Annotated in this window: 19 protein-coding genes; 8 read left to right on the top strand and 11 right to left on the bottom strand. The window is 42.5% G+C overall.

Features of this window, described 5'->3' with window-relative positions:
- Positions 1 to 33 precede the first annotated feature (33 nt).
- The gene (locus tag BB427_RS10660; RefSeq protein ID WP_069020674.1) at positions 34 to 663 is read left to right on the top strand and encodes a glutathione S-transferase family protein; all 630 of its coding nucleotides are present in this window, start codon (positions 34 to 36) and stop codon (positions 661 to 663) included.
- Between the two features lie 90 nt (positions 664 to 753).
- On the opposite strand, the gene fur is transcribed toward BB427_RS10660, so the two are convergent.
- The 5 genes from fur to BB427_RS10635 form a co-directional block, all read right to left on the bottom strand.
- Entirely contained in the window at positions 754 to 1,200 is a 447-nt protein-coding gene (gene fur, locus BB427_RS10655; RefSeq protein ID WP_010372691.1) for a ferric iron uptake transcriptional regulator, read from the bottom strand.
- Positions 1,201 to 1,303: 103 nt separating this feature from the next.
- Positions 1,304 to 1,831, bottom strand: a complete 528-nt coding sequence (fldA, locus tag BB427_RS10650) for a flavodoxin FldA (RefSeq protein WP_010372695.1) — start codon at positions 1,829 to 1,831, stop codon at positions 1,304 to 1,306.
- Between the two features lie 14 nt (positions 1,832 to 1,845).
- On the bottom strand, positions 1,846 to 2,124 hold the full coding sequence (gene ybfE / locus BB427_RS10645; protein ID WP_010372698.1) for a LexA regulated protein: 279 nt from the start codon (positions 2,122 to 2,124) through the stop codon (positions 1,846 to 1,848).
- Positions 2,124 to 2,345: a DUF2788 domain-containing protein gene (locus BB427_RS10640; RefSeq protein ID WP_010372701.1), complete on the bottom strand. Its 222-nt coding sequence runs from the start codon at positions 2,343 to 2,345 to the stop codon at positions 2,124 to 2,126. The genes ybfE and BB427_RS10640 overlap by 1 nt, the downstream gene beginning before the upstream one ends.
- 87 nt (positions 2,346 to 2,432) lie before the next feature.
- The gene (locus BB427_RS10635; protein WP_069020673.1) at positions 2,433 to 3,200 is read right to left on the bottom strand and encodes an alpha/beta fold hydrolase; all 768 of its coding nucleotides are present in this window, start codon (positions 3,198 to 3,200) and stop codon (positions 2,433 to 2,435) included.
- Between the two features lie 136 nt (positions 3,201 to 3,336).
- On the opposite strand from BB427_RS10635, the gene seqA reads away from it, so the two are divergent.
- The 7 genes from seqA to BB427_RS10600 all read left to right on the top strand — a co-directional run bounded on the left by seqA (position 3,337) and on the right by BB427_RS10600 (position 14,445).
- The gene (seqA, locus tag BB427_RS10630) at positions 3,337 to 3,885 is read left to right on the top strand and encodes a replication initiation negative regulator SeqA (RefSeq protein ID WP_069020672.1); all 549 of its coding nucleotides are present in this window, start codon (positions 3,337 to 3,339) and stop codon (positions 3,883 to 3,885) included.
- A 13-nt stretch (positions 3,886 to 3,898) separates the two neighbouring features.
- A complete protein-coding gene (gene pgm / locus BB427_RS10625; protein WP_069020671.1) occupies positions 3,899 to 5,536 on the top strand; it encodes a phosphoglucomutase (alpha-D-glucose-1,6-bisphosphate-dependent) in 1,638 nt (545 codons plus the stop codon).
- Between the two features lie 82 nt (positions 5,537 to 5,618).
- Entirely contained in the window at positions 5,619 to 6,653 is a 1,035-nt protein-coding gene (gene astE / locus BB427_RS10620) for a succinylglutamate desuccinylase (protein WP_069020670.1), read from the top strand.
- A 351-nt stretch (positions 6,654 to 7,004) separates the two neighbouring features.
- The gene (locus BB427_RS10615) at positions 7,005 to 8,222 is read left to right on the top strand and encodes a thiamine pyrophosphate-dependent dehydrogenase E1 component subunit alpha (protein WP_069020669.1); all 1,218 of its coding nucleotides are present in this window, start codon (positions 7,005 to 7,007) and stop codon (positions 8,220 to 8,222) included.
- The gene (locus BB427_RS10610) at positions 8,222 to 9,199 is read left to right on the top strand and encodes an alpha-ketoacid dehydrogenase subunit beta (RefSeq protein ID WP_010604720.1); all 978 of its coding nucleotides are present in this window, start codon (positions 8,222 to 8,224) and stop codon (positions 9,197 to 9,199) included. Before BB427_RS10615 ends, BB427_RS10610 begins: the two co-directional genes overlap by 1 nt.
- Before the next feature lie 9 nt (positions 9,200 to 9,208).
- Positions 9,209 to 10,780, top strand: a complete 1,572-nt coding sequence (locus BB427_RS10605; protein ID WP_069020668.1) for a dihydrolipoyllysine-residue acetyltransferase — start codon at positions 9,209 to 9,211, stop codon at positions 10,778 to 10,780.
- A 737-nt stretch (positions 10,781 to 11,517) separates the two neighbouring features.
- The gene (locus BB427_RS10600; RefSeq protein ID WP_069020667.1) at positions 11,518 to 14,445 is read left to right on the top strand and encodes a TonB-dependent receptor domain-containing protein; all 2,928 of its coding nucleotides are present in this window, start codon (positions 11,518 to 11,520) and stop codon (positions 14,443 to 14,445) included.
- A gap of 313 nt (positions 14,446 to 14,758) precedes the next feature.
- Here the strand turns inward: BB427_RS10600 and BB427_RS10595 are convergent, their stop codons facing one another.
- The 6 genes from BB427_RS10595 to BB427_RS10570 form a co-directional block, all read right to left on the bottom strand.
- The gene (locus tag BB427_RS10595) at positions 14,759 to 15,007 is read right to left on the bottom strand and encodes a lipoprotein (protein ID WP_045988508.1); all 249 of its coding nucleotides are present in this window, start codon (positions 15,005 to 15,007) and stop codon (positions 14,759 to 14,761) included.
- Positions 15,008 to 15,019: 12 nt separating this feature from the next.
- Positions 15,020 to 15,844, bottom strand: a complete 825-nt coding sequence (locus BB427_RS10590) for a CsiV family protein (RefSeq protein WP_069020666.1) — start codon at positions 15,842 to 15,844, stop codon at positions 15,020 to 15,022.
- Complete coding sequence (mfd, locus tag BB427_RS10585) at positions 15,841 to 19,314, bottom strand: transcription-repair coupling factor (RefSeq protein ID WP_069020665.1); 3,474 nt, start codon at positions 19,312 to 19,314, stop codon at positions 15,841 to 15,843. The genes BB427_RS10590 and mfd overlap by 4 nt, the downstream gene beginning before the upstream one ends.
- Before the next feature lie 16 nt (positions 19,315 to 19,330).
- Entirely contained in the window at positions 19,331 to 20,221 is an 891-nt protein-coding gene (locus BB427_RS10580) for a carbon-nitrogen hydrolase (RefSeq protein ID WP_069020664.1), read from the bottom strand.
- Between the two features lie 5 nt (positions 20,222 to 20,226).
- Positions 20,227 to 21,264 (bottom strand): agmatine deiminase family protein, encoded by a 1,038-nt coding sequence (locus BB427_RS10575; RefSeq protein WP_069020663.1) that lies wholly within the window; start codon positions 21,262 to 21,264, stop codon positions 20,227 to 20,229.
- 114 nt (positions 21,265 to 21,378) lie between these two features.
- A complete protein-coding gene (locus BB427_RS10570; protein WP_069020662.1) occupies positions 21,379 to 21,945 on the bottom strand; it encodes a hypothetical protein in 567 nt (188 codons plus the stop codon).
- Positions 21,946 to 21,997 lie beyond the last annotated feature (52 nt).

Raw genomic sequence — 21,997 nt, 5'->3', positions numbered from 1 at the left:
GAGTTATCAGTCCAATTGACATGGAGCTGATATATGCCGAACTTTACCATTACCACGTTTGATTGGGTGCCTGAGCTGCCAAGAGGGTATGTCAGGGACATTCGCTTGCGCTGGGCGCTAGAAGAGGCGGGCATACCCTATGATATAGAACTTACCGCTTTCAATGAACGAGAAAATACGCATTATTTACATCAACCATTTGGCCAAGTTCCTTGGCTTAGCCATGAAGATAAGGAAATATTCGAAAGTGGTGCTGGTCTGTTATACATCGCTGAACATAGCGATGAATTAATATCCACAGAGAATAGGTCATCGGTAATACAGTGGTTATTCGCCGCGCTCAACTCTGTAGAAATGGCAACTCTTCCATGGACAATTTTGAAATTTTCTGGAGATACTTTTGAGAGTGATGGCAGCAGAGCGATAGCGCGATTTTTACATAGTCGCTTGAAACACATGAATGAATATCTTCGGGGAAAAACTTGGTTGGCTGAGCAATTTTCTGTTGCAGACATCGCGATGGCTGATGTACTTCGTTTGGTCGATAGGTTTGATGGGCTAAAACAATATAGCTATTGCCGAAAGTATCTAGAGACTTGCGTTTCTAGAGCTGCTTTTAAAAAAGCATACAAAGATCAGCTGGAATTGTACTCTACGATATAGTGACCATATAAATGGAAGGTGGTGTTTATGCAGCAAATTAAAAAAGCCAGCAATTTGCTGGCTTAATGCTTAAATTGGCGAAAAGGTAGGTTAGTTACCATTTTCCTCAGCGTACTTTTTGCACGCTTCTTTATCTTCACACTCACCGTATAGATATAGTGAGTGATTTGTTAGCTTGATGCCATTGCTGTTCGCGATTTCTTCTTGGCGTGTTTCAATAACGTCATCTTCAAATTCGACAACTTTGCCACATTTTAAACATACCAAGTGATCATGGTGCGTGCTGCCAGACAGCTCGAAAACAGATTTACCGCCTTCAAAGTGGTGACGTGTTACAATACCAGCATCATCAAATTGGTTTAGTACGCGATATACCGTAGCTAGGCCAATTTCTTCACCTTTGTCTAATAAGATCTTGTACACATCTTCTGCGCTGATGTGTTGATTATCAGGAGACTGAAGGATCTCTAAAATTTTGATGCGTGGAAGCGTTACTTTTAAACCAGCCTTTTTAAGCTCTAAGTTGTGATCAGTCATTAAATCTGTCTCAATCTGTTAGTTATAATTTGTCTTAGGTCAATATTCACGACGCTATACCTAAGAATAACTTGCTCGGGCAGCAAGTGCAAAGCAAATGGAATTAATCTTCCAGCTCGCTTAAGCACATTTCGTCATATACTTGTGCACACCATTGTTTAACTCGTTGCTCTGTTAGCTCTGGCTGACGGTCTTCATCAATACCAAGACCAACAAATTTACCATCTTCAACTACAGCTTTTGACGCTTCAAAGTCATAACCATCGGTAGACCAATGGCCAACAACAATAGCACCGCGTTCGGTGACGATGTCGTTGATCATGCCCATCGCATCAAGGAAGTATTCAGCATAATCTTCCTGATCGCCACAACCAAAGATTGCAACGAGTTTGCCTTCGAAATCGACTTCTTCAAGCTCAGGGAAAAAATCATCCCAGTCACATTGCGCTTCACCGTAGTACCATGTTGGAATACCGAACAGTAGTAAATCGAATTCAGCAATCTCTTCTTTACTACTTTTAGCAATGTCTTTTACGTCAACGAGCTTTTTACCTAGCTCTTTTTGAATCATTTTAGCAACGTGCTCTGTATTACCAGTATCACTGCCGAAAAAAATACCTACGCTTGCCATTAATTGCTTACCTTCTATCTATTAACCGCTAACTTTTCTTGTAAGATGGTCTCGATGAGTGCACTTCGACTAATGTTTTGCGACTCTGCCATATCACTTAGCGCTTGATACAACTCTGATGAAACCTTAAATTCTACCCTTTTTAGGCCACGAGCACGATCTCTCTTTATTTGATTGCGCTTGTTAACCTTTAACTGCACTTCTCGTGGCAGTGGATTCGTCTTAGGACGTCCGGGACGTTTTTCATTTTCAAATAGGTCGATAGTCGTTCTATCTGTTTCAGCCTTGGCCATTATCCAACACCTGCGCCTTGCCAAAACACTTGGATCAAGCCTTTTGCTATAAATCCAGAGCAACCAAGAAACAACACCAGCCAAACGATATAGCGTCCGAACTTTGGCACGTCACCTTTTTTCAGTACGTCCTGAATCGCCATACCGATGAAAAAGAATATACCAGCTAGCGCAAACCACAGCCCTAGCGTTTCAAATTCATTTATAAATTGACTGACCATCTGAGCTCTACTCAATACTTAAACGGCGGCTACTATAACATAACCTAAATGCATAAATTAAGTTTATAACGGTAAATTCGATTCGTTTTATTGAAGAAAATCAATAATTGAGCGATTTACCGCTTCGGGCTTTTCAGCATGTAGCCAATGGCCCGCACCTTGTATTATTTTTGCTCGCGCATTTGGGAAAAAACGAGCGATGGCATCCCTATGCTCAGGCAGGATGTAGTCAGAATTATTCCCTTTAATGAACAAAGTATCGCACAAACAGGAATGAGTTTCATTAATATTTGATGTGACTGTATCGTATTTTTCAGTAATTACATCTAAATTGAAACGCCAAGCAAGTTTGCCTTCTTCATTTTTTGCTAAACTTTTGAGCAAAAACTGACGCACGCCGACGGTTTCAATATACTGCGACATAATGGTATCTGCTTCACTACGACTTGATACATCACTTTTTTGCACTTCGTTCAGCGCAGCAATTATTGCATCATGTCTTGAGTGATAGTCAACAGGTGCAATATCTAATACGACAAGTTTGTTGATGCTTTCTGGGAATAACTGGGCGAATTGCATTGCCACTTTACCACCCATCGAGTGACCAACGAGGTGTATTTTATCCAGTTTTAACTCATCCATTAGTGCTTTGACGTCATTTGCCATTATTGGATAGGACATTTGTTCATCATGAAAAGAGCGACCGTGGTTTCTCAAATCGACGTTAATCACATTGAAATGTTCAGCAAGTGCTTTTGCCACCACATTTACATTTTCCAAAGAACCAAATAGTCCGTGCATAACAAATACACTAGGTTTGGCTTGGTCGCCAATTTGTTGATAGTTTAACTGCATAAATCCTCCAAATTTGGCGCTAATTGTGACATTGAAGAGTAAAAATGCAAAGCCATAGAGTAATAAGTTAAATTTGGATATACTAAGTGACAATTGAAATGAGTTGCTCCTAATTAGCATAGATGACAGGAAACGCATGAAAAAGATAGAAATAGATGACGAGCTATATCAATACATTGCAAGTAACACACAAAGTATTGGAGAAAGTGCTTCTGAGATTTTACGTCGTTTATTAAAACTTACTCCTGGGACAGAATCTAAACCCGTCGCACAGCAGGAAGAAAAACAAGTACAAGAAATTGCAGCTGAGTCACAAACAAAAACACGAAGCCAACCTGTAAAGCCAGCAGCGAATGTCTTTAATATTCTAAATAAAGAAGAGCTCGCCATGCAAAAAGGTGTAGTCGGGCGCTTTTTGTTTATCCTATCGGCGCTCCATCGTACACATAAATCCGAATTTAATAGTGTGCTTGAAATTAAGGGCCGCGATAGAATTTACTTCGCTACGAGTAAAAATGCTCTACTCGAAAGTGGTAGCAGTATGAACCCGAAAAATATTGCAGACAGTGAATATTGGGTGATGACAAATTCAAATACGACTAGAAAGAAAATGATGCTTCATGAAGTAGCTAAGGTGTTAGGTTACACAGATGAAGCTGCCGAGAAAATTAGAGACTACCTATAAGTAAGGAAATCTTATGGCGATCCATCCGCAAGCTGGCAAAAAGGTATCGAAAGAATTATTGGTAAATGTACCTAAGCTGGTTTCATCGTACTATTTAAATGAGCCTGACTTAGAAGCGCACCCAGAGCATTGTGTCGCCTTTGGCACAAGTGGCCACCGAGGTTGCTCACTCAATTTTAAGTTCAATGAGTCGCATATTCTGGCTATTACTCAAGCGATTTGCGATTACCGTAAAAACAACAATATTTACGGTCCGCTTTTTCTTGGTAAAGACACCCATGCGTTGTCGGAAGCCGCTTTCAACTCGGCTATTGAGGTCTTGGTTGCCAACGAAGTACAAGTTATCACACAAGAAAATGATGACTACACACCAACCCCTGTGATCAGCCACGCGATTGTCTCGCACAATTTAAACAATCCACACGAGCTTGCAGATGGCATTGTGGTGACGCCATCACATAACCCGCCAGAAGATGGCGGGTTCAAATATAACCCACCAAATGGTGGACCGGCCGATACCGATGTCACCAAATGGATTGAAGATAGAGCCAATCAGCTACTACTCGAAGATTTGGTTGAAGTTGAGTTATTCCCGTTTGCGAAAGCGAGAAGATCTGGATTTATTAAGTATGAAGATCTGATCACACCATACGTTCAAGACTTGGGTAATATAATTGATATGGAAGCCATTGCTCGAGCCGGAGTTAATATTGGGGTGGATCCTCTTGGTGGTTCAGGTGTTAATTTCTGGCCTGTAATAGCCAAACACTACGACTTGAAGCTAACGGTTGTAAATGACGTCGTCGACCCAAGTTTTGCCTTTATGCCACTTGATAAAGACGGCAAGGTGCGCATGGACTGTTCATCACCTTATGCAATGGCTAATTTGATAGCACTGAAAGATGACTACGATATCGGTATTGGTAATGACCCAGACTTCGACAGACATGGCATTGTCACACCTGATGGCCTGATGAATCCTAATCACTTTTTAGCGGTTGCAATTGACTACCTCATTAAACACCGAGGCTGGAAGAGCTCAGTAAAAATCGGTAAAACATTGGTATCTAGTGCCATGATTGACAAAGTGTGTGGTGCAAATGGTCGAGAAGTTTACGAAGTGCCAGTTGGCTTTAAATGGTTTGTAGACGGGTTAGCAGCTGGAGAGCTCGCATTTGGCGGTGAAGAGAGTGCTGGCGCAGCGTTTTTAAGAAAAGACGGCACCACATGGTGTACAGACAAAGACGGCTTTATCATGGGGTTACTTGCCGCTGAGATCCTAGCTGTTACGGGTAAATCGCCATCTCAGCATTACCAAGCATTTGAACAAGCATTTGGTGCGCCTGTATACAAACGTATTGATGCACCCGCAAATACTGAGCAAAAAGCAAAGCTCAAGGCATTGAGCGCGGACAATATCAAGGCGGACACCCTAGCAGGTGATAAAATTACTCAGATATTAACCAATGCCCCTGGTAACGGCGCGGCTATTGGTGGCCTTAAAGTCGTTACCGAAAACGGTTGGTTTGCGGCGCGCCCATCGGGCACTGAAGATATCTACAAAATTTATCTTGAATCATTTAAAGGTGAAGCGCATTTAGCTGAACTTGAACATGAGGCAAAGACATTGGTTGACTCAGTGATTAGTTAACAAAAAGCTTCTAAAAGCCATACTCCTCGTATGGCTTTTTTGTATCCCAATGCGGATTATTCAACAACATCAATTTGGAATTATGACGTACTTAGCAGAATTAAAACAAAGCGGTGACTTTCTTACTATCACAAGAAATAACGAATTTACACTCGAACCCGTAAACTTCACTTTAGACAACGGTACCTTGGTTGAAGTCCATGATACTGGTGTGATCCAGTTTACGCCCGCGGGTGAAACAACGAAAGATATTGTGCTATCGAGCGCTGTGCACGGCAATGAAACCGCGCCAATTGAGATATGTGATGAGCTTATCCAACATATTATTACCGGCAAGCTAGTGTTGGCGCAGCGGGTGTTATTTATTTTTGGTAACCCGAAATCCATTAATATTGGCCAGCGTTTTGTCGATGAAAATCTAAACCGTCTATTTAACGGTGCACATAATCAAGAAACAGATAACCCCGAAAAGGTCCGAGCTCAAAAGCTAGAAGGTTATGTTAGGGCTTTCTTTGAACAGGGCGGTGACGAGCGCTATCGTTGTCACTATGACCTTCATACCGCTATTCGAGGGTCTAAAAACGAAAAGTTTGCAGTTTATCCGTTTTTACATGGTAAGCCGTGGAAGAAATCACAGCTGCAGTTTTTATTGTCATGCGGTGTCAATACCGTATTAATGATGCGCTCGGCGGCGACAACATTTAGTTATTTTTCTTCTTACCAGTTTGGGGCCGATGCTTTCACTATCGAACTTGGGCAGGTGAAGCCATTTGGTGAAAATAACATGGCGAGCTTTGCAAAAACCAAGGAAACTCTAAAAGCATTAATTAGCCAAGAAAAGGTAGAATATAAAGAATTTAATGCAGATGAATTTGAGCTGTTTACCGTTCATCGTACTATCAATCGTACTCAAGCCGAGTTTTCTTTTCCATTCCCTGATTCTGCAGAGAATTTTACAGGCTTTTCGAAAGGTGAATTACTAGCGACGGACGGAGATAAGCAGTATTTCGCTGAGGTTGAGGGCGAAGCTATTATCTTCCCAAATGCCAATGTTGCTTTGGGGCAACGTGCATTACTAACCGTTGTACCGTTAGAGGTTGATGAAAACTTCATATAAATCATAGATGTAAAATTCTACTTGCCTTCGTATCAAAATCTTTCCAAAAACATTGATGCATTTTCACGGTTATTCATCTAGGATTAGTTGAATAACCGTTTACGTTAACGTAAAGTTGAAACGCTTTAATTTAATTTACTTACTTAAATCGCAAATATTATTCAGTCTTTGATAAGTTGTTAGACCAGTTATTCATACTAACCACGAATGTGATCAAGACCAATTAACACAATCATAAATGCGAGGTGAGTTAAGACTCTTTTCGTCTTACGCAATCTGAAGCCAGATCTCGTATGAGAAAGTCGGGTTTGAACTCCGTAAGTTTGTTATGACAACAAGAGAAGGTAGGTTATGACTAACCCCAATAATATATCCTTAAATATCAGCCACGCGCTGGAATTTATAGATGGTCATGCACTCAATATCCCTACATTAAAGATTTTAAGTGACCAAGGCGATGTTTTAGACGGTGCAACAGCACCAGATATTGATAAAGAAACGGCATTAAGAATTTACTCTACAATGCGGTTTATTCGTTTACTTGACGAGCGTATGCAAGGTGCTCAGCGTCAAGGACGTATTAGCTTCTACATGCAATGTCTTGGCGAAGAAGCCGCTGTTACGGCAAGTGCTGCAGCGCTAAAAGAAGATGACATGATCATGGCTCAGTACCGTGAGCAAGCCGCAATTCACTATCGTGGTTTTTCGCTTGAGCAGTTCATGAATCAGTTGTTCTCGAATGAGAAGGACTTAGGCAAAGGCCGCCAAATGCCTGTGCATTATGGTTCTAAAGAATTACATTACCTGACTATTTCGTCGCCGCTAGGAACGCAAATTCCTCAAGCAACGGGCTATGCGTACGGCCAAAAGTTAAAACACATTGATAAAGAAACCGGCGAGCTAACGTCTAAAATCGATAACGTCACGATTTGCTATTTTGGCGAAGGTGCTGCGTCAGAAGGTGACTTCCACGCTGGTCTAAACATGGCAGCAGTACATGGTTCACCAGTTATCTTCTATGCACGTAATAACGGTTATGCGATTTCAACACCTGCGGATGAACAGTTCAAAGGTGATGGTATTGCCGCTCGCGGTGTGGGCTATGGTATAAAAACTATCCGTGTGGATGGTGCCGATGCGCTTGCCGTTTACGCCGCGACACAAGCTGCGCGTAAAATTGCAGTTGAAAACGGTGAGCCTGTGATGATTGAATCTATTGCATACCGATTGGGTGCGCACTCTACTTCTGATGATCCGTCTGGTTACCGTACTAAAGACGAAGAAGCTGAATTTAAAAATAGTTGCCCGGTAAATCGATTTAAGCAATGGCTTCTAAAACAAGGTTGGCTGGATGAAGCCCAAGATGATGCGGAAAAAGAAAAAATCCGTGAAGATATCTTGGCTGCATTGAAGGTTGCAGAGAAAGTACAGAAGCCTGCATTAGAAGATCTGGTCTCAGATGTTTATGACACGCCAATTCCATCGCTGCAGAAGCAATATGATGAATTGAAAGCGCATATTAAAGCTTATCCAGACGCATACCCAGTCACAGCAGGGAGAATTAAATAATGGCTAAAATGAACATGCTACACGCCATTAATTCGGCGCTAGATATTACGATGGCGGAGCATCCGCAGGCTTGTATTTTTGGTGAAGACGTTGGCTACTTTGGTGGTGTATTCCGTGCAACTTCAGGCCTTCAAGAAAAATACGGAAAACACCGTGTTTTTAATACGCCATTGACTGAACAAGGTATTTTGGGTTTTGCCAATGGTCTTGCAGCGTTTGGTGCCCCTGCGCTTGCTGAAATTCAATTTGCGGATTATATCTTCCCAGCATTTGACCAAATCGTGAACGAGTCGGCCAAGTTCCGTTATCGCTCAGGTAATGAGTTTGATGTGGGTAACTTAACAATTCGTACGCCATACGGTGGCGGTATTGCAGGTGGTCTATATCATTCACAATCACCAGAAGCTTACTTTGCACATACACCTGGTCTTAAAATTGTAGTACCGCGTAACCCGTATCAAGCAAAAGGCCTACTACGTGCTGCCATTAAAGACGATAACCCGGTTATTTTCTTTGAACCTAAGCGTTTATATCGCGCTTCTGTTGGTGAAGTGCCAGAAGAAGATTACAGCATCGAGCTTGGTAAAGCCGAAGTGATTAAAGAAGGTACTGACATAACGCTATTGGCTTGGGGCGCGCAGATGGAAATCATCGAACAAGCGGCGCAAAAAGCTGAAGAAGCGGGTATTAGCTGTGAAATAATCGACTTAAGAAGCATTCTTCCTTGGGATATGGACACGGTAGCCAAGTCCGTGGTTAAAACGGGTCGTTTGGTCGTGAGCCACGAAGCGCCAATCACGAATGGTTTTGGCGCTGAGATTGCAGCAACCATACAAAAAGAGTGTTTCCTGCATTTAGAATCTCCAATTGAGCGAGTTTGTGGATTAGACACGCCATATCCTCTAGCACTTGAGAAAGAATATGTGCCAGATGCACTTAAAGTGTTCGCCGCTATCAAACGTTCTATGGAATTTTAAGGATAAGTTATGGCTAAAGAATTTATCTTACCAGATATTGGTGAAGGCATCGTAGAGTGCGAAATCGTCGAGTGGTTGGTGGCTGTTGGTGACGAAGTAAAAGAAGATCAACCTATTTGTGACGTAATGACGGATAAGGCACTAGTGCAGATCCCCGCAGTACATGACGGTGTGATCACTAAGCTGCATTACGAAAAAGGTGAAATTGCAAAGGTGCATGAACCTTTGTTTGCAATGGATGTTGCCGGCGAGCAAGCTGCTCAGCCGGAGCAATCAGCACCTCAATCCTCGCCAACAACTTCAACCAGTGCTGTACTAGAAGACTTTATCTTACCAGATATTGGTGAAGGCATTGTTGAGTGCGAAATTGTTGAATGGCTTGTCGCTGAAGGTGATGAAATCAAAGAAGATCAGGCCGTTTGTGATGTAATGACTGACAAGGCGCTAGTGCAAATTCCAGCCAAGTACGATGGTATTGTTGAAAAACTCTATTATCAAAAAGGCGAGATAGCACAGGTGCATAGTCCGCTATTTCAAATGAAGTTGGCGTCATCTCACGCCGGGAAATCAGACGATCCAATCGCTGATGTCCACAAGCCTAAAGAAAGTAAAGCACAAGCTGTTACTGCAAACGATGAGGCTACGCGTAGTTTGCCGAAAAATGGTAAAGCGATTGCCTCTCCGGCAGTACGCCGCAAGGCGCGCGAAGTTGGTGTTGACCTCTCTGAAGTGCCAGGCTCTGGTAAAAATGGTCGCGTTTATAAAGAGGACATCGAACATTTCCTTGAGCACGGTGTAAGTGACGCTTCGACCACGAATGAAGCTAGCACAACGGTACAGCCTCAAACGCAAAAACCGACTCCTACTTCAGAAGGTGGTAAAAGAGTTGAGCCTCTACGTGGTATGAAAGCGGCGATGGCCAAACAGATGGTGGCCTCTGTTTCGACGATCCCACATTTCACATATTGCGACGAGATTGACTTAACCGATTTAATAGCGCTTCGTGGTGCTTTGAAAGAGCAATATGCCAAACAAGGTGTGAAGCTTACGATGATGCCATTTTTTATTAAGGCGTTGTCACTTGCTCTCAACGAATTCCCAATTTTGAATGCAAAAGTAAATGATGACTGTACGGAAATCACTTATTTTGATGACCACAATATTGGTATGGCAGTGGACAGCAAGCTGGGTCTTCTAGTGCCAAATATTAAATCATGCCAAAGCAAATCGATTGTTGAAGTTGCCCAATCTGTTACTAAACTGACAGAAGCGGCGAGAGAAGGGCGTGTATCTCCTGATTCACTGAAAGGCGGTACTATCTCAATCTCAAACATAGGGGCGATCGGCGGTACTGTTGCGACACCGATTATCAATAAACCTGAAGTCGCTATCGTTGCACTTGGCAAAGTTCAGCAGTTACCACGCTTCGATGCACAAGGTAATGTGGCTGCACGCTCTATCATGCAGGTAAGTTGGTCTGGCGACCACCGTATTATTGATGGCGGCACGATCGCACGTTTCAATAATTTATGGAAAACCTTCCTAGAGGAACCAGCTAAAATGATGATGGCAATGCGCTGATCCTTGTTTTTGCTAGTTTCTACTTGTTGTAAAGGGCCTTTACGGCCCTTTTTTGATTGCCTCAAAAGCTAGGGGGTTCTATTTACATGTATAGCTTAACGAGTAAGCTGGATAGCAAAATGCGACATAAGTTTCAAATAAATAAAATTATCAATTGGGCTAGAAAAACATTCCAGACGTATCCTTACAGAAATCAAAATTACCTCCCCATGGCTTTTGCTTAAGTGTTCACTTTGATGATAGAGAGAAAGCTATGTAGTTTTAGGTGCATCAATTTTTAACTGCTTTATTAAATTTTAATGACGCTTTCGCTGTTACTTATTACTAATTTGAAAAGTTGAACAATCAGCTACTTTTCTTTCCACCCTATTTCAAAAAGTCATTTTACAGCAAAGTTGCTATTTGCTTCTCTATGGCAGGTGCTAGCAACACCACTTCAAAAATATTGCGGCTGTTTGTGTTGCAAATTAGTTATTCTTGTTTTGGTTGCGATTTCCAACTGTGGACATTTTTCAAATATTCATATAATTCAATACATTAAGTAAACCTCGGTTTTTTGTGTTTTTGTTCTGATATCTTTACAAACTATCTTTGTGGATGAGGTTAGACTCAGAATGGCAGCTTTAAATCTGTTTTTAAAAAAGGTAAAAATGATTGGTTAGTTTGGTTAATAGCCATACATAACCACTAAAAATATTATTTAAAATAATAATTAATATCATCAAAGGGAAATTTTAATGTTTGCTAAAAACAAAGTACTTAGCTCTATTCAAATGTCTTTTCTTGCTGCCGCAACACTATCAGGTTCGGTAGTTGCGGAAGAACAAGAAAAGGAAGCTAAAGATTTAGAAAGAATACAAATCACGGGGTCTCGTATTGCACGCTATGAGCTTACTCAACCTTCACCTACCATTACATTAACAGGAGAACAAATTGAGCAAGCAGGTATTCCGGACTTAGCACAAGTGCTATCTGAACTTCCAGCTATCGGTGCAACAGGTACATTGAGAGCAAATACAGGAAGTAGTGAAAATGCAGGTTCAAGTACGATTGATTTACGTCGTTTGGGAACTGACAGAACATTAGTTTTAGTAAATGGTAAACGTCACGTAGCTGGTCAACAAGGTTCAGCGGTTGTTGACCTATCTACTATTCCAACTTCAATGATTAAACGTGTTGAAGTTATTACTGGAGGCGCATCGGCGATTTATGGCTCAGACGCAGTATCCGGTGTAGTAAACATTATTACGAGAGATGATTTTGAAGGTCTAGAGCTAAAAGTAGGTTACAGTGACTCCTTGCACGGGATTGGTAACAGAAATAAAACATTCAGCCTTGTCGGGGGAGTGTCAACTGCAGATGGCAAAGGTAATGCGACCGTATATATCACGAAGGATTCAGTTGATGAAGTGATGGAACGAGATATGCCACATTATTCAGAGAATGGGACTGTCAATAACCCCGCAAATACAGGGGAATATGATGGCATCCCAGATAAGTTATGGGCGCCAAATATCTTGTCTGAGTGGATAAGCCAGACGGCAGTGTTAGACTACGCTAGCACAAACTATACGTTTGATAATGCAGGTAATGGTCAATTAATGCCGGTGCGAGATCTGTCTAACACTGCGGCTTTTGGAAGCTTTCCTGATGGCTGTGAATTATGTTTCTCGACTACTCGATATGAGAACTTTCTTCCAGAACGAGACAAGGTGAGTGTAGGATCATTCTTTAACTACGAGATTAACGATAACGTTAAGTTCTATTCAGATGTTAAGTATGTTCGTTCTGATATAGTTCAGCAAAACCAACCGGCATATCGATTTGGCGATGGTGATACAGTTAACTTACTAGAAAACCCATTTGTTGCTCAAGAAACCATTGATTTCTTCGCTGCGAAAGATATGCAAGTTGTTGGCATAAATAAATTCTTTGATGAAATAGGAAATAGAGAAGCTCGCAATAAACGTGAAACGTTTAGACTTGTATCAGGAGTTAAAGGTGAATTTACGTTGAGTGATACGTTGTTTGATTATGATGTGTATTACTCATATGGTCGAACAGAAAATGATCGTGTTCTTGCAAATGACTTTATCATAGGTAACTGGATTGCTGCGTTGGATGCTGTTATTAACCCAGAGACCGGTAAGGCAGACTGTCGAGCTAATGTGCCATCTATGCAAGGTGAGGGATACACTAGTCCAGCAACGGTAGATGTGAATAATTGTGTGCCTTATAATCCGTTTGGCTATGACCAAGCTTCTGAAGAAGCAAAAGCCTGGATAAGTGCGGATGTGACCCGTCAAGATACAATTAAACAAAGGTATTTTGGTGGTTCAATATCATTCGACAGTGGCGAATGGTTTGAATTACCAGGCGGCGCGCTAGGTATGGCTATTGGCTATGAAAAGCGATGGGAATCATCAGGTTCAGTTACCGATGAATTGACAAAATCCGGTGCCTTAGATCAATCTGCGACTCCTGATACTTTTGGTAAATACGACGTGTCAGAATGGTTCGTGGAAGTTAACTTACCTATATTATCAGATACTTTCTTAGCACATGATTTAAACATTGATGGCGCATTCAGAAGAGCCGACTATTCACATGCGGGTGAAGTCGACGCATGGAAAGCAGGTTTTATGTGGTCACCTGTTGAAGGGTATAGCCTCCGTGGTACCTACAGTGAAGCGGTTCGTGCCCCAAATGTAACAGAGGCGTTTTCTCCCAGAAGTCCTGGCAGGAGACAAGTTTGGGACCCATGCGATGCATCACGACTTTCTAATAACCCAAATAGACCAGCAAACTGCGCAGCCCTTGGAATACCGTCTAATCACATTGGTCAAGATAATGCGAGCAAACGGGTTATACTAGGTGGAAATGAAAACTTAACGCCTGAAGAGTCAACTTCATTTACGCTTGGTTTTGTTACGACCGCCTTTGAAAATTTCTCTTTTAGTATTGATTACTATGATATTGAAATTACGGATGCAATTCAGTCGATTACACCGCAAACCGTAGCAGATAACTGCGTTGACGGTCCAGATCTGGACCCAGTTTATTGTTCTCAAGTTACACGAGATCCAAATAATAATTCAATAACCTTTGTCGAATCTGGCTATCAGAATACGGCTAAGCTTGCGTTGTCTGGTGTAGAAGCTGATTTCAATTATAGTCTAGACTTAGCTGATTTCTCGTTGCCTGGAAATGCTAAGATTAATTTCTTTGTAAACCATGTCTTAGAGTATGATTCATATGAATTCCAAAAGAACCCAAATGTTAGAGATCGCGAAGATGGTGAGATAGGTGATCCGTCATGGCAGGCTACCTTCAGAGCAACATACCGACTGGACGACCTATCTGTCACGTGGAGTAGCCGTTTTATCGATAGATCAGCAATTATTAACTTAAAAGAAACATATAATGCGGAAGGGAAACCCGAAGGTGATACGGAGGAAGATTTACCATACCCTTATGCTCCTAGTATGCTGTACCACGACCTATCCGGACGTTACTTTGCAAGTGATGATTTGACGGTGGAAGTTGGGGTTCGTAATATTTTCGATAAAATCTTACCTGAATATGTAGGTGGTGCAGGAGCTGACTCGGCTATCTATGATCCTTGGGGTCGAAGAGCATTTGTTAATCTGACCTATAATTTCTAATGTTTGAAGTCGGATTAAGATCACTTTACTGTGTAAGGCTGATCAGTTAAGAAACTTCAAACCAGTTGTTCGATTTTTAAAGGGACTTTGAAATCCGATATTAGGTAACTAATATCGGATTTTTTATTTCTTTAAAAGTCAGCTCGCAGCGACTCTTAAGTCACGCAATACACTTTCACATGGCAGGCTCGGTCGATATTTAAATTCAATAATAGAGAAGGCTGTGGATTTTGGGGGGGACAAATTTTTAACACTTTCATCGATAGGGGAGTTAAATGCCTTCACCGATGATGGAAAAGGCATTGAGTAAAACTTACTCTAACCCTTTTTTAGAATACAAAGTGACTTTATCAGAAAGCAGCGTCACTTTAATGTGCTTGTCTTCGCTTCCCCAAATGCAATTGGTGTGTAGCGTTTTTTCTTCACATTTATCAGCAGAGCCAAGAATGTTCTCAACTTCAGCTTTGTCCATGCCTACTTCTAGCTTGTTGTAGTTTTCTAAACTTACTTTAGAACAGCCGACTAGGGTGAGTAGCGCAGCAGCAGTTAGTAATTTTTTCATAGGGTTGCCCGTCTAATGTTTGTATTTTCTTATTTGAAAGATGACCCCAAGTTTGGGGTGATCTAAGTAATGTATGTCGCCGCTATACACGCGTGTATATTGAGACATACGAGCAGTACGAATATCGTTACCGTCTTCGTACTTTAAATCTAAATCTGTGGTCACGTAAAGGTAATGTCTCACGTGAATTTTAATCAAGCCTTCAAGTTGCCAATGCACTTGCTCTTTTGATTCCTGAATACTAAATCGGTTCGATAGTGACGAAAACTGATCGTCATTTTCTATTACGCTATAACTGGATGGTGACGCAAACTGTTTGCCAGCAATAATTTCGATATTAGGCGCACGTTTGTTACTTTGTTCCGGGAATCGCCAACCTGTGTGCAACAGTGGCTTGAGTCCTTTACGTTTTAATTCAGCGACTTTGTTAGAAAAATTAAACTGTGACTCATTCAATAAATAAATTGAGTCCATATGTTCTTGTGGCTCTACTTGCGGTGAAAGAGGCAAAGTGCCGAATTTTTCAACATAGTTTGCATCTGGATCGCAAGAGCTGGAGCGCGCACCCGATGTTAATCCACGAATAAAATCGTGCTCAGCGAACTGCTCACTGCCTTCCAAGCATAGTTTATAGCCGGTGGTATTAAAACCGTCGAGTAATAGTGACTTGATGTTTTTTTGATTGAGCGGCTCAGGTTCAATACTAAAGTCTTCTCGCAAAGAGAAACTAGGCTCTTGCTCAAATGCTATCATTTCTACTTCAAACCAACGGGTGGCATGTGCAGACGTGCTGCTTACCAAAGCCGCTAGGATGGCCAGACTTTTTATTGTTTTCATGCTACAGCCTTTTTCTCAAAGTCATCAATCATCGCATTAACCAGTTTCAATCTCTCTTGGCCATTTTTTTCTTCGATCAGGAACTTCAGTTTATTCGCGCCTTCCATTCTATAGGTTGACGGGCTACTTTGTATCAATCCTATGATGAATGTTGGGTTAACTTTTGTATGACTACTGAACTCAAAGAAGCCACCCTTGGGGTTTGCCTCGACCTTGTTAATGCCCAATTGAGTTGCCTTTAGCTTAACAGACTGCACCGCAAAAAGGTTTTTCGCCGCATCTGGCAACAGCCCAAAGCGGTCGATTAATTCGATTTGCAGCTCATCGAGTTCAGCCAGTGATTTAGTGCTTGCGATGCGTTTATACATGCTAAGGCGAATATTTACATCATGAATGTAATCATCCGGTAGCAGTGCTGGGAACTTAAGGTCAACTTCGCTTTGCTGCTGGAGTAGGTTATCGAGTGTCGGCTCTTTGCCATTTTTTAAGGCTTCAACTGCTTGTTCCAGCATTTCCATATACAGCGTAAAGCCAACGGTTTGAATTTGACCGCTTTGGTCGTCTCCCAGTAACTCACCCGCTCCACGGATCTCTAAATCGTGGGTGGCAAGGGCAAAACCTGCGCCTAAGTCTTCGAGTTGTTCTATAGCCTGTAAGCGCTTGACCGCGTCTTTAGTTAAGGCTTGGCTATTCTTCGTGAGAAGGTATGCGTATGCTTGGTGATGGCTTCGTCCTACACGGCCGCGAAGCTGATGTAACTGTGCCAATCCGAGTTTATCGGCTCTATCCATTATGATGGTATTAGCAGAGGGGATATCGATACCGGTTTCAATAATGGTTGTACACACAAGCACGTTATACTTTTGGTGGTAGAATTCGCCCATTAGGTGCTCAAGTTCTTTTTCACGCATTTGCCCGTGGGCAGTGGTGACGTTGGCTTCTGGCACGAGTGCCGAGATATCAGCGGTGATTTTATCTATCGTCTCGACGTTATTGTGGAGGAAGTAAACCTGTCCACCGCGCTTGATTTCACGCAGAATTGCTTCGCGGATAAGCTCGTCGTTTCGCTCTCGCACAAAGGTCTTTACTGCTAATCGTTTGGCTGGCGGTGTCGCGATAATAGAGAGATCACGCATCCCACTCATTGCCATATTCAGCGTACGTGGGATTGGGGTAGCGGTCAGGGTAAGAATGTCGACATCCGCTCTAAGCTGCTTAATTTTTTCTTTTTGCCTCACACCAAAGCGGTGCTCTTCGTCAACAATCAACAGACCCAAATCGGCGAACTTGATGTTTTCTTGAATAAGCTTATGGGTGCCTATCACAATATCAATTTTGCCTTCTTCAAGTTTTTGTAACGTTTCTTTTTGTTCTTTCGCTGAGTTAAAGCGCGAAAGCACACCGACTTCAACAGGCAGATCGGCAAAGCGGTCTTTAAAGTTCTCGAAGTGTTGTTGGGCAAGGAGCGTAGTTGGCACTAAGACAGCCACTTGTTTGCTATCGTTGACGGCAACAAATGCAGCACGCATGGCCACTTCGGTTTTACCAAAGCCAACATCACCACAAACGAGTCTATCCATTGCTAGGCTTGATTGCATGTCTGCAAGTACGGCTGTGATTGCATTGCGTTGATCGTCTGTTTCTTCAAATGGGAAGCTATCAGAAAAGTCTCGATAGGCGCTCGCATCTAGCTTAAATGCATATCCCGGTTTACTTTGACGCTTTGCGTATATGTCTAGGAGTTCAGCTGCAACATCTCTGACTTTTTCAGCCGCTTTACGTTTTGCTTTTTCCCAGGCGTCATTACCCAGTTTATGAAGTGGTGCAGAAGCTTCTTCACCTCCTGAGTAACGACTGAGCATATGAAGTGAAGAAACAGGCACATAAAGTTTAGCGTCATTGGCATAGATGATAGTCACAAACTCGGTCGCAATACCCGCTGCATCTATGGTTTCTAGCCCTAAATAGCGGCCTACACCATGATCTAAATGAACAATAGGTTGACCTTCTTTTAACTCAGCGAGGTTTCGGATCAGGGCATCTTGCCCTTGTTCGTATTTATGTTTACGGCGGCGCTTTTGGGAGATCTTAACACCTAACAGCTCTTGCTCGGTGATGATAGACAGCGATTTTTTATCCAGTAGTTTCACACTGGTAGCAAGTGGAGTGACGACCACACCAACATCTGAGTCGCTAGAGACAAACTCTGTAATGCGTTTATAAGGCTTAAGCTTTAGACCTGTTGGTTTTAATAAGGTAAGCAGTGACTCTCGTCGGCCCTCTGATTCAACACTGAATAACACCCGAGACTTTTGCTTTTTCTCAGCAGCGATGTAATCGAGGATTTTTTGATATGGATTAGCTTGTTTATGCTCAATGCGGACATCGTCGATTAATTCCGCTGCGACATTGTTATTGCCCGCTTTGGTTCCTAGCATCGCTTGACTAAGCTTTATTCGAGAGAAGCCGTTAAGGCCTTCAAACAAGGTCTCTATAGGCTGATATAGCCTGGCTGGTGAAAGTAGCGGACGAAGTGGGTCAACCCGGCGACTTTCGTAGCGTTTAGATACGTCCTGCCAAAAGGTTTGCGCTGCAGATTCAATGTCGCCAAAAGGCATAAATACAGTATCTTCAGGCAGATAGTCAAACACCGTCGCTAACGAATCAAAAAAGAGCGGTAAATAGTACTCTATACCCGCTGGCCAGTTCCCTTTACTGACTTGCATATAAATACTGTCTTTTTCACTACTTGCGCCGAACGCTTCACGGTAATTAATTCTAAAGCGTTCAATGTCTTCTGCATTGGTTGGGAATTCGTGCGCCGGTAATAAATCGATAGCATCAATCTCATCATTTGAGCGTTGGCTTTCGATATCAAAATGACGAATGGAGTCTAACTCATCATCAAAGAAATCGAGTCTAAAGGGGAGTGGGCTACCCATGGGGTATAAATCAATAATGGAGCCTCGAACAGCAAACTCACCATGCTCCATTACCTGCTGAACATGACGATAACCCGCTTGAGTTAAGGTATCACGCAAGCTTTGTGCGTCTACTGTGTCACCTTTTTTTACCTGAAGGCTCATGCCGTGGATAAAGCTTGGTGGTGCGGTACGTAGCATGAGGGTTGAAACAGGAATGATGAGTACGGATTGCTTTTCCTGTTTGAGTGTATTTAGCGTCGCAAGACGCTGAGAAATAATGTCTTGATGTGGTGAAAAGTGATCATAGGGTAATGTTTCCCAGTCAGGAAACATCATGACAGGCGTATCTTTTAAAAGATACGCCAGTTCATGTTCAAGGCGAAGTGCAGAAGGTGTATCGGGGGTGACCAGTACAACTAAGTTGTCATGTTGTTGGATGTGCTCACTCAAACACAGTGACAAGCTACTGCCAACCAAATTACCCCACGAAATTTTATCCTTGTTTGATTTTACCCAAGGTAAATTGTTCCATTGCACATTCGCCATTGATTACTCCTATTTATTAATCGCGATAAATTTTGCAAAGATCCTGATAGTGATCGATTCGTCTGTCTCTTAAGTACGGCCAGATGCGACGAACAGATTCACTGCGTGCAATATCAACATCAACAACCGAGACTTCCTCAGCTTGTTCAGATGCATGCAATAACATTTCGCCTTGTGGACCGGTAACAAAAGAATTGCCCCAGAATTGAATACCTTCACTTTGACCTGAAGGGTCTGATTCATGGCCAACACGGTTAACGCTAATCACAGGTACTCCGTTCGACACTGCATGTGCACGCTGTGCAATTATCCAAGCATCTCGTTGACGAATTTGCTCTGCTTTGTCATCGCGAGGATCCCAGCCAATTGCCGTTGGGTAAATTAAAAACTCAGCGCCCGCCATTGCCATCAGGCGTGCACCTTCTGGGAACCATTGATCCCAACACACCAGTACGCCTAATTTGCCTACAGAAGTCTGAATCGGAGTAAAGCCCATGTCGCCAGGAGTGAAGTAAAACTTTTCATAAAAACCTGGGTCATCAGGAATATGCATTTTACGGTATTTGCCGGCGATCGTACCATCAGACTCAAGTACAACTGCGGTGTTGTGATAAAGCCCTGTTGCACGCTTTTCAAATAACGACGCAACGATGACAACATTCAGCTCTTTTGCAAGTGCGCCTAGTGAGTCTGTGCTTGGGCCTGGAATGGTTTCCGCTAAGTCGAAGAGATCAGTGTCTTCAGTCTGGCAAAAATACAAGCTGCGGTGCAATTCTTGTAACACGATAAGCTTAGCACCCTGACTTGCCGCTTTTCGGATACCGTCACAGGTTTTCGCAAAGTTGTTTACGAGATCTGTAGAGTTGCTATGTTGAACAATACCAACTTTGATGTTTTTTTCAGTCATGGTACTTACCTTAAAAAACCTTTTGGTAACTGCATCGTAATACAGTGCAGGCTACCGAATTGATGGATGATTGGTAGGCAGTTAACGCCAATTACCGTTCTTTCTGGGTGGGCAAGAGAGACTTTGTCCAGTGCTTCTTGATCTTTGTCGTCGCCATAGATAGGTACTAACACCGTTTTATTCAAGATCAGATAGTTTGCATAGGTTGCAGGTAATCTCTCACCCTCATTATCAAATTTAGCGCTAGGCCAAGGTAAACTAATCAAACGGTATGGATCGCCATTTGGGGTGCGGAATGTGCGTAGCTGCTGTTCCATTTTATTAAGGGCATCATAGTGCTCGTCTGATTTGTCGTCGCACTTTACATATACCAAGGTGTTATCCGGTGCAAAACGCACTAAAGTGTCGATGTGACTATCCGTATCATCACCGGCTAAGTATCCGTGATCTACCCACAGGAATGACTCAGCACCTAACTCTTTTTGCAACAATAGTTCTAATTCGGTTTTACTTAGATGTGGATTGCGATTTGGGTTCAACAGACACTCTGAAGTAGTCAATAGGACATTGGACTCGTTGATCTCAATACCGCCGCCTTCAAGTACCACGTCAACTTTTTCAAAGGTACAGTTTGGGTTGAGGACCTGTTTTGCAAGCTGCTGATTGATCTTATTGTCTAAATCCGCAGCAAACTTGTTACCCCAACCCGTAAAGGTGAAATCTTTAATACATAGATTTCCCGTACTTGTTTGCGTCGTAAGTGGACCGTGGTCACGGGCCCAGGTGTCATCGCAAGGCGTCACAACAAAGTGACACTTGGTTAAGCTAACGTCAGCTGCGCCGAGTAGGTTCTCGATATGCTGTTTTAGCGCTTCATTATGCGCCACGATAACGACTTCTTGAACTTGGGTAATATGTTGGCAAAGTGCAACGTACACAGGTTCAACGTCACTGAGAATGTCGCTCCAATCGGTATCAGAATGCGGCCAAGTAAGCATGATAGCGTCTTGTGGTGCCCATTCTGGGAGTAAAGTAAAACTCATTAAATCATCACCATATAATAATAAGCCTATAGTTTATCATTAACCTCAGGTGTGTCAGTAAGTTTTGTGAAGATAATTGAGCATTTAAAGAAGGCACTTAATGCGTTAAATGCCTTATTGGTCTTTTTGCTGCTTTAGCTTAAGTTGTCTGGTCTGGGCGTGTAAGCTCGCCCGTACGAGCAACTCTTGATCCGCTTCTCTAATAGCGGTAAAGGCGAGGGTGAACTTACCATCTTGCTTGGCAATGACCTCTGAGTAGCAAAAGATAGCACTGGCTTCATTACGCAAAAATATTTTAGTTCGTAACGATTGCCCGACCTCATAATCTGCTTCTAACGTTGCGGTCAGGCCGCCGCCGCCGTAGCTGTCACAAAATAGATGACTGTCGTCAGGCTCTTCAGTTGCGAGAATATGGCTGATAATTAAATCAATCTTACGTGATTGCGCCTGCAAATAAGCTGCTAACTCATTGGCAATATCACCCAGATTACGAAGTGGTCGCAGGGCATTAAGATCTAACTCATTAATTTCGTTCGCGAGCTTAAATAGCGGCGGAATTGCAGCTTCTAATTGATATTCGTTTTCTGGAACCATATTGTCATCAACTGGGTAGAGGTTGATCTGAACCTGTTCAGCTATCTGAAAATACTGTTCAAATGATTCCTGCAAATTCGCTTTCATGTTTTATCTCTTGGCATCGCGCCGCTTTACAACTGTCTCTATAGTAACGGTT

It is taken from the genome of Pseudoalteromonas sp. BMB (genome assembly GCF_001709235.1).
Classification (GTDB): domain Bacteria; phylum Pseudomonadota; class Gammaproteobacteria; order Enterobacterales; family Alteromonadaceae; genus Pseudoalteromonas; species Pseudoalteromonas maricaloris.
The sequence above is the reverse complement of the archived record's forward strand: the minus strand, read 5'-3'. Positions and strand labels throughout refer to the sequence as shown.

What these genes read in the sequence shown, in the direction of transcription:
- BB427_RS10660 (WP_069020674.1), top strand. Translation starts at nt 34, where the DNA reads ATGCCGAACTTTACCATTACCACGTTTGATTGGGTGCCTGAGCTGCCA.
- fur (WP_010372691.1), bottom strand. Translation starts at nt 1,200, where the DNA reads ATGACTGATCACAACTTAGAGCTTAAAAAGGCTGGTTTAAAAGTAACG.
- fldA (WP_010372695.1), bottom strand. Translation starts at nt 1,831, where the DNA reads ATGGCAAGCGTAGGTATTTTTTTCGGCAGTGATACTGGTAATACAGAG.
- ybfE (WP_010372698.1), bottom strand. Translation starts at nt 2,124, where the DNA reads ATGGCCAAGGCTGAAACAGATAGAACGACTATCGACCTATTTGAAAAT.
- BB427_RS10640 (WP_010372701.1), bottom strand. Translation starts at nt 2,345, where the DNA reads ATGGTCAGTCAATTTATAAATGAATTTGAAACGCTAGGGCTGTGGTTT.
- BB427_RS10635 (WP_069020673.1), bottom strand. Translation starts at nt 3,200, where the DNA reads ATGCAGTTAAACTATCAACAAATTGGCGACCAAGCCAAACCTAGTGTA.
- seqA (WP_069020672.1), top strand. Translation starts at nt 3,337, where the DNA reads ATGAAAAAGATAGAAATAGATGACGAGCTATATCAATACATTGCAAGT.
- pgm (WP_069020671.1), top strand. Translation starts at nt 3,899, where the DNA reads ATGGCGATCCATCCGCAAGCTGGCAAAAAGGTATCGAAAGAATTATTG.
- astE (WP_069020670.1), top strand. Translation starts at nt 5,619, where the DNA reads ATGACGTACTTAGCAGAATTAAAACAAAGCGGTGACTTTCTTACTATC.
- BB427_RS10615 (WP_069020669.1), top strand. Translation starts at nt 7,005, where the DNA reads ATGACTAACCCCAATAATATATCCTTAAATATCAGCCACGCGCTGGAA.
- BB427_RS10610 (WP_010604720.1), top strand. Translation starts at nt 8,222, where the DNA reads ATGGCTAAAATGAACATGCTACACGCCATTAATTCGGCGCTAGATATT.
- BB427_RS10605 (WP_069020668.1), top strand. Translation starts at nt 9,209, where the DNA reads ATGGCTAAAGAATTTATCTTACCAGATATTGGTGAAGGCATCGTAGAG.
- BB427_RS10600 (WP_069020667.1), top strand. Translation starts at nt 11,518, where the DNA reads ATGTTTGCTAAAAACAAAGTACTTAGCTCTATTCAAATGTCTTTTCTT.
- BB427_RS10595 (WP_045988508.1), bottom strand. Translation starts at nt 15,007, where the DNA reads ATGAAAAAATTACTAACTGCTGCTGCGCTACTCACCCTAGTCGGCTGT.
- BB427_RS10590 (WP_069020666.1), bottom strand. Translation starts at nt 15,844, where the DNA reads ATGAAAACAATAAAAAGTCTGGCCATCCTAGCGGCTTTGGTAAGCAGC.
- mfd (WP_069020665.1), bottom strand. Translation starts at nt 19,314, where the DNA reads ATGGCGAATGTGCAATGGAACAATTTACCTTGGGTAAAATCAAACAAG.
- BB427_RS10580 (WP_069020664.1), bottom strand. Translation starts at nt 20,221, where the DNA reads ATGACTGAAAAAAACATCAAAGTTGGTATTGTTCAACATAGCAACTCT.
- BB427_RS10575 (WP_069020663.1), bottom strand. Translation starts at nt 21,264, where the DNA reads ATGAGTTTTACTTTACTCCCAGAATGGGCACCACAAGACGCTATCATG.
- BB427_RS10570 (WP_069020662.1), bottom strand. Translation starts at nt 21,945, where the DNA reads ATGAAAGCGAATTTGCAGGAATCATTTGAACAGTATTTTCAGATAGCT.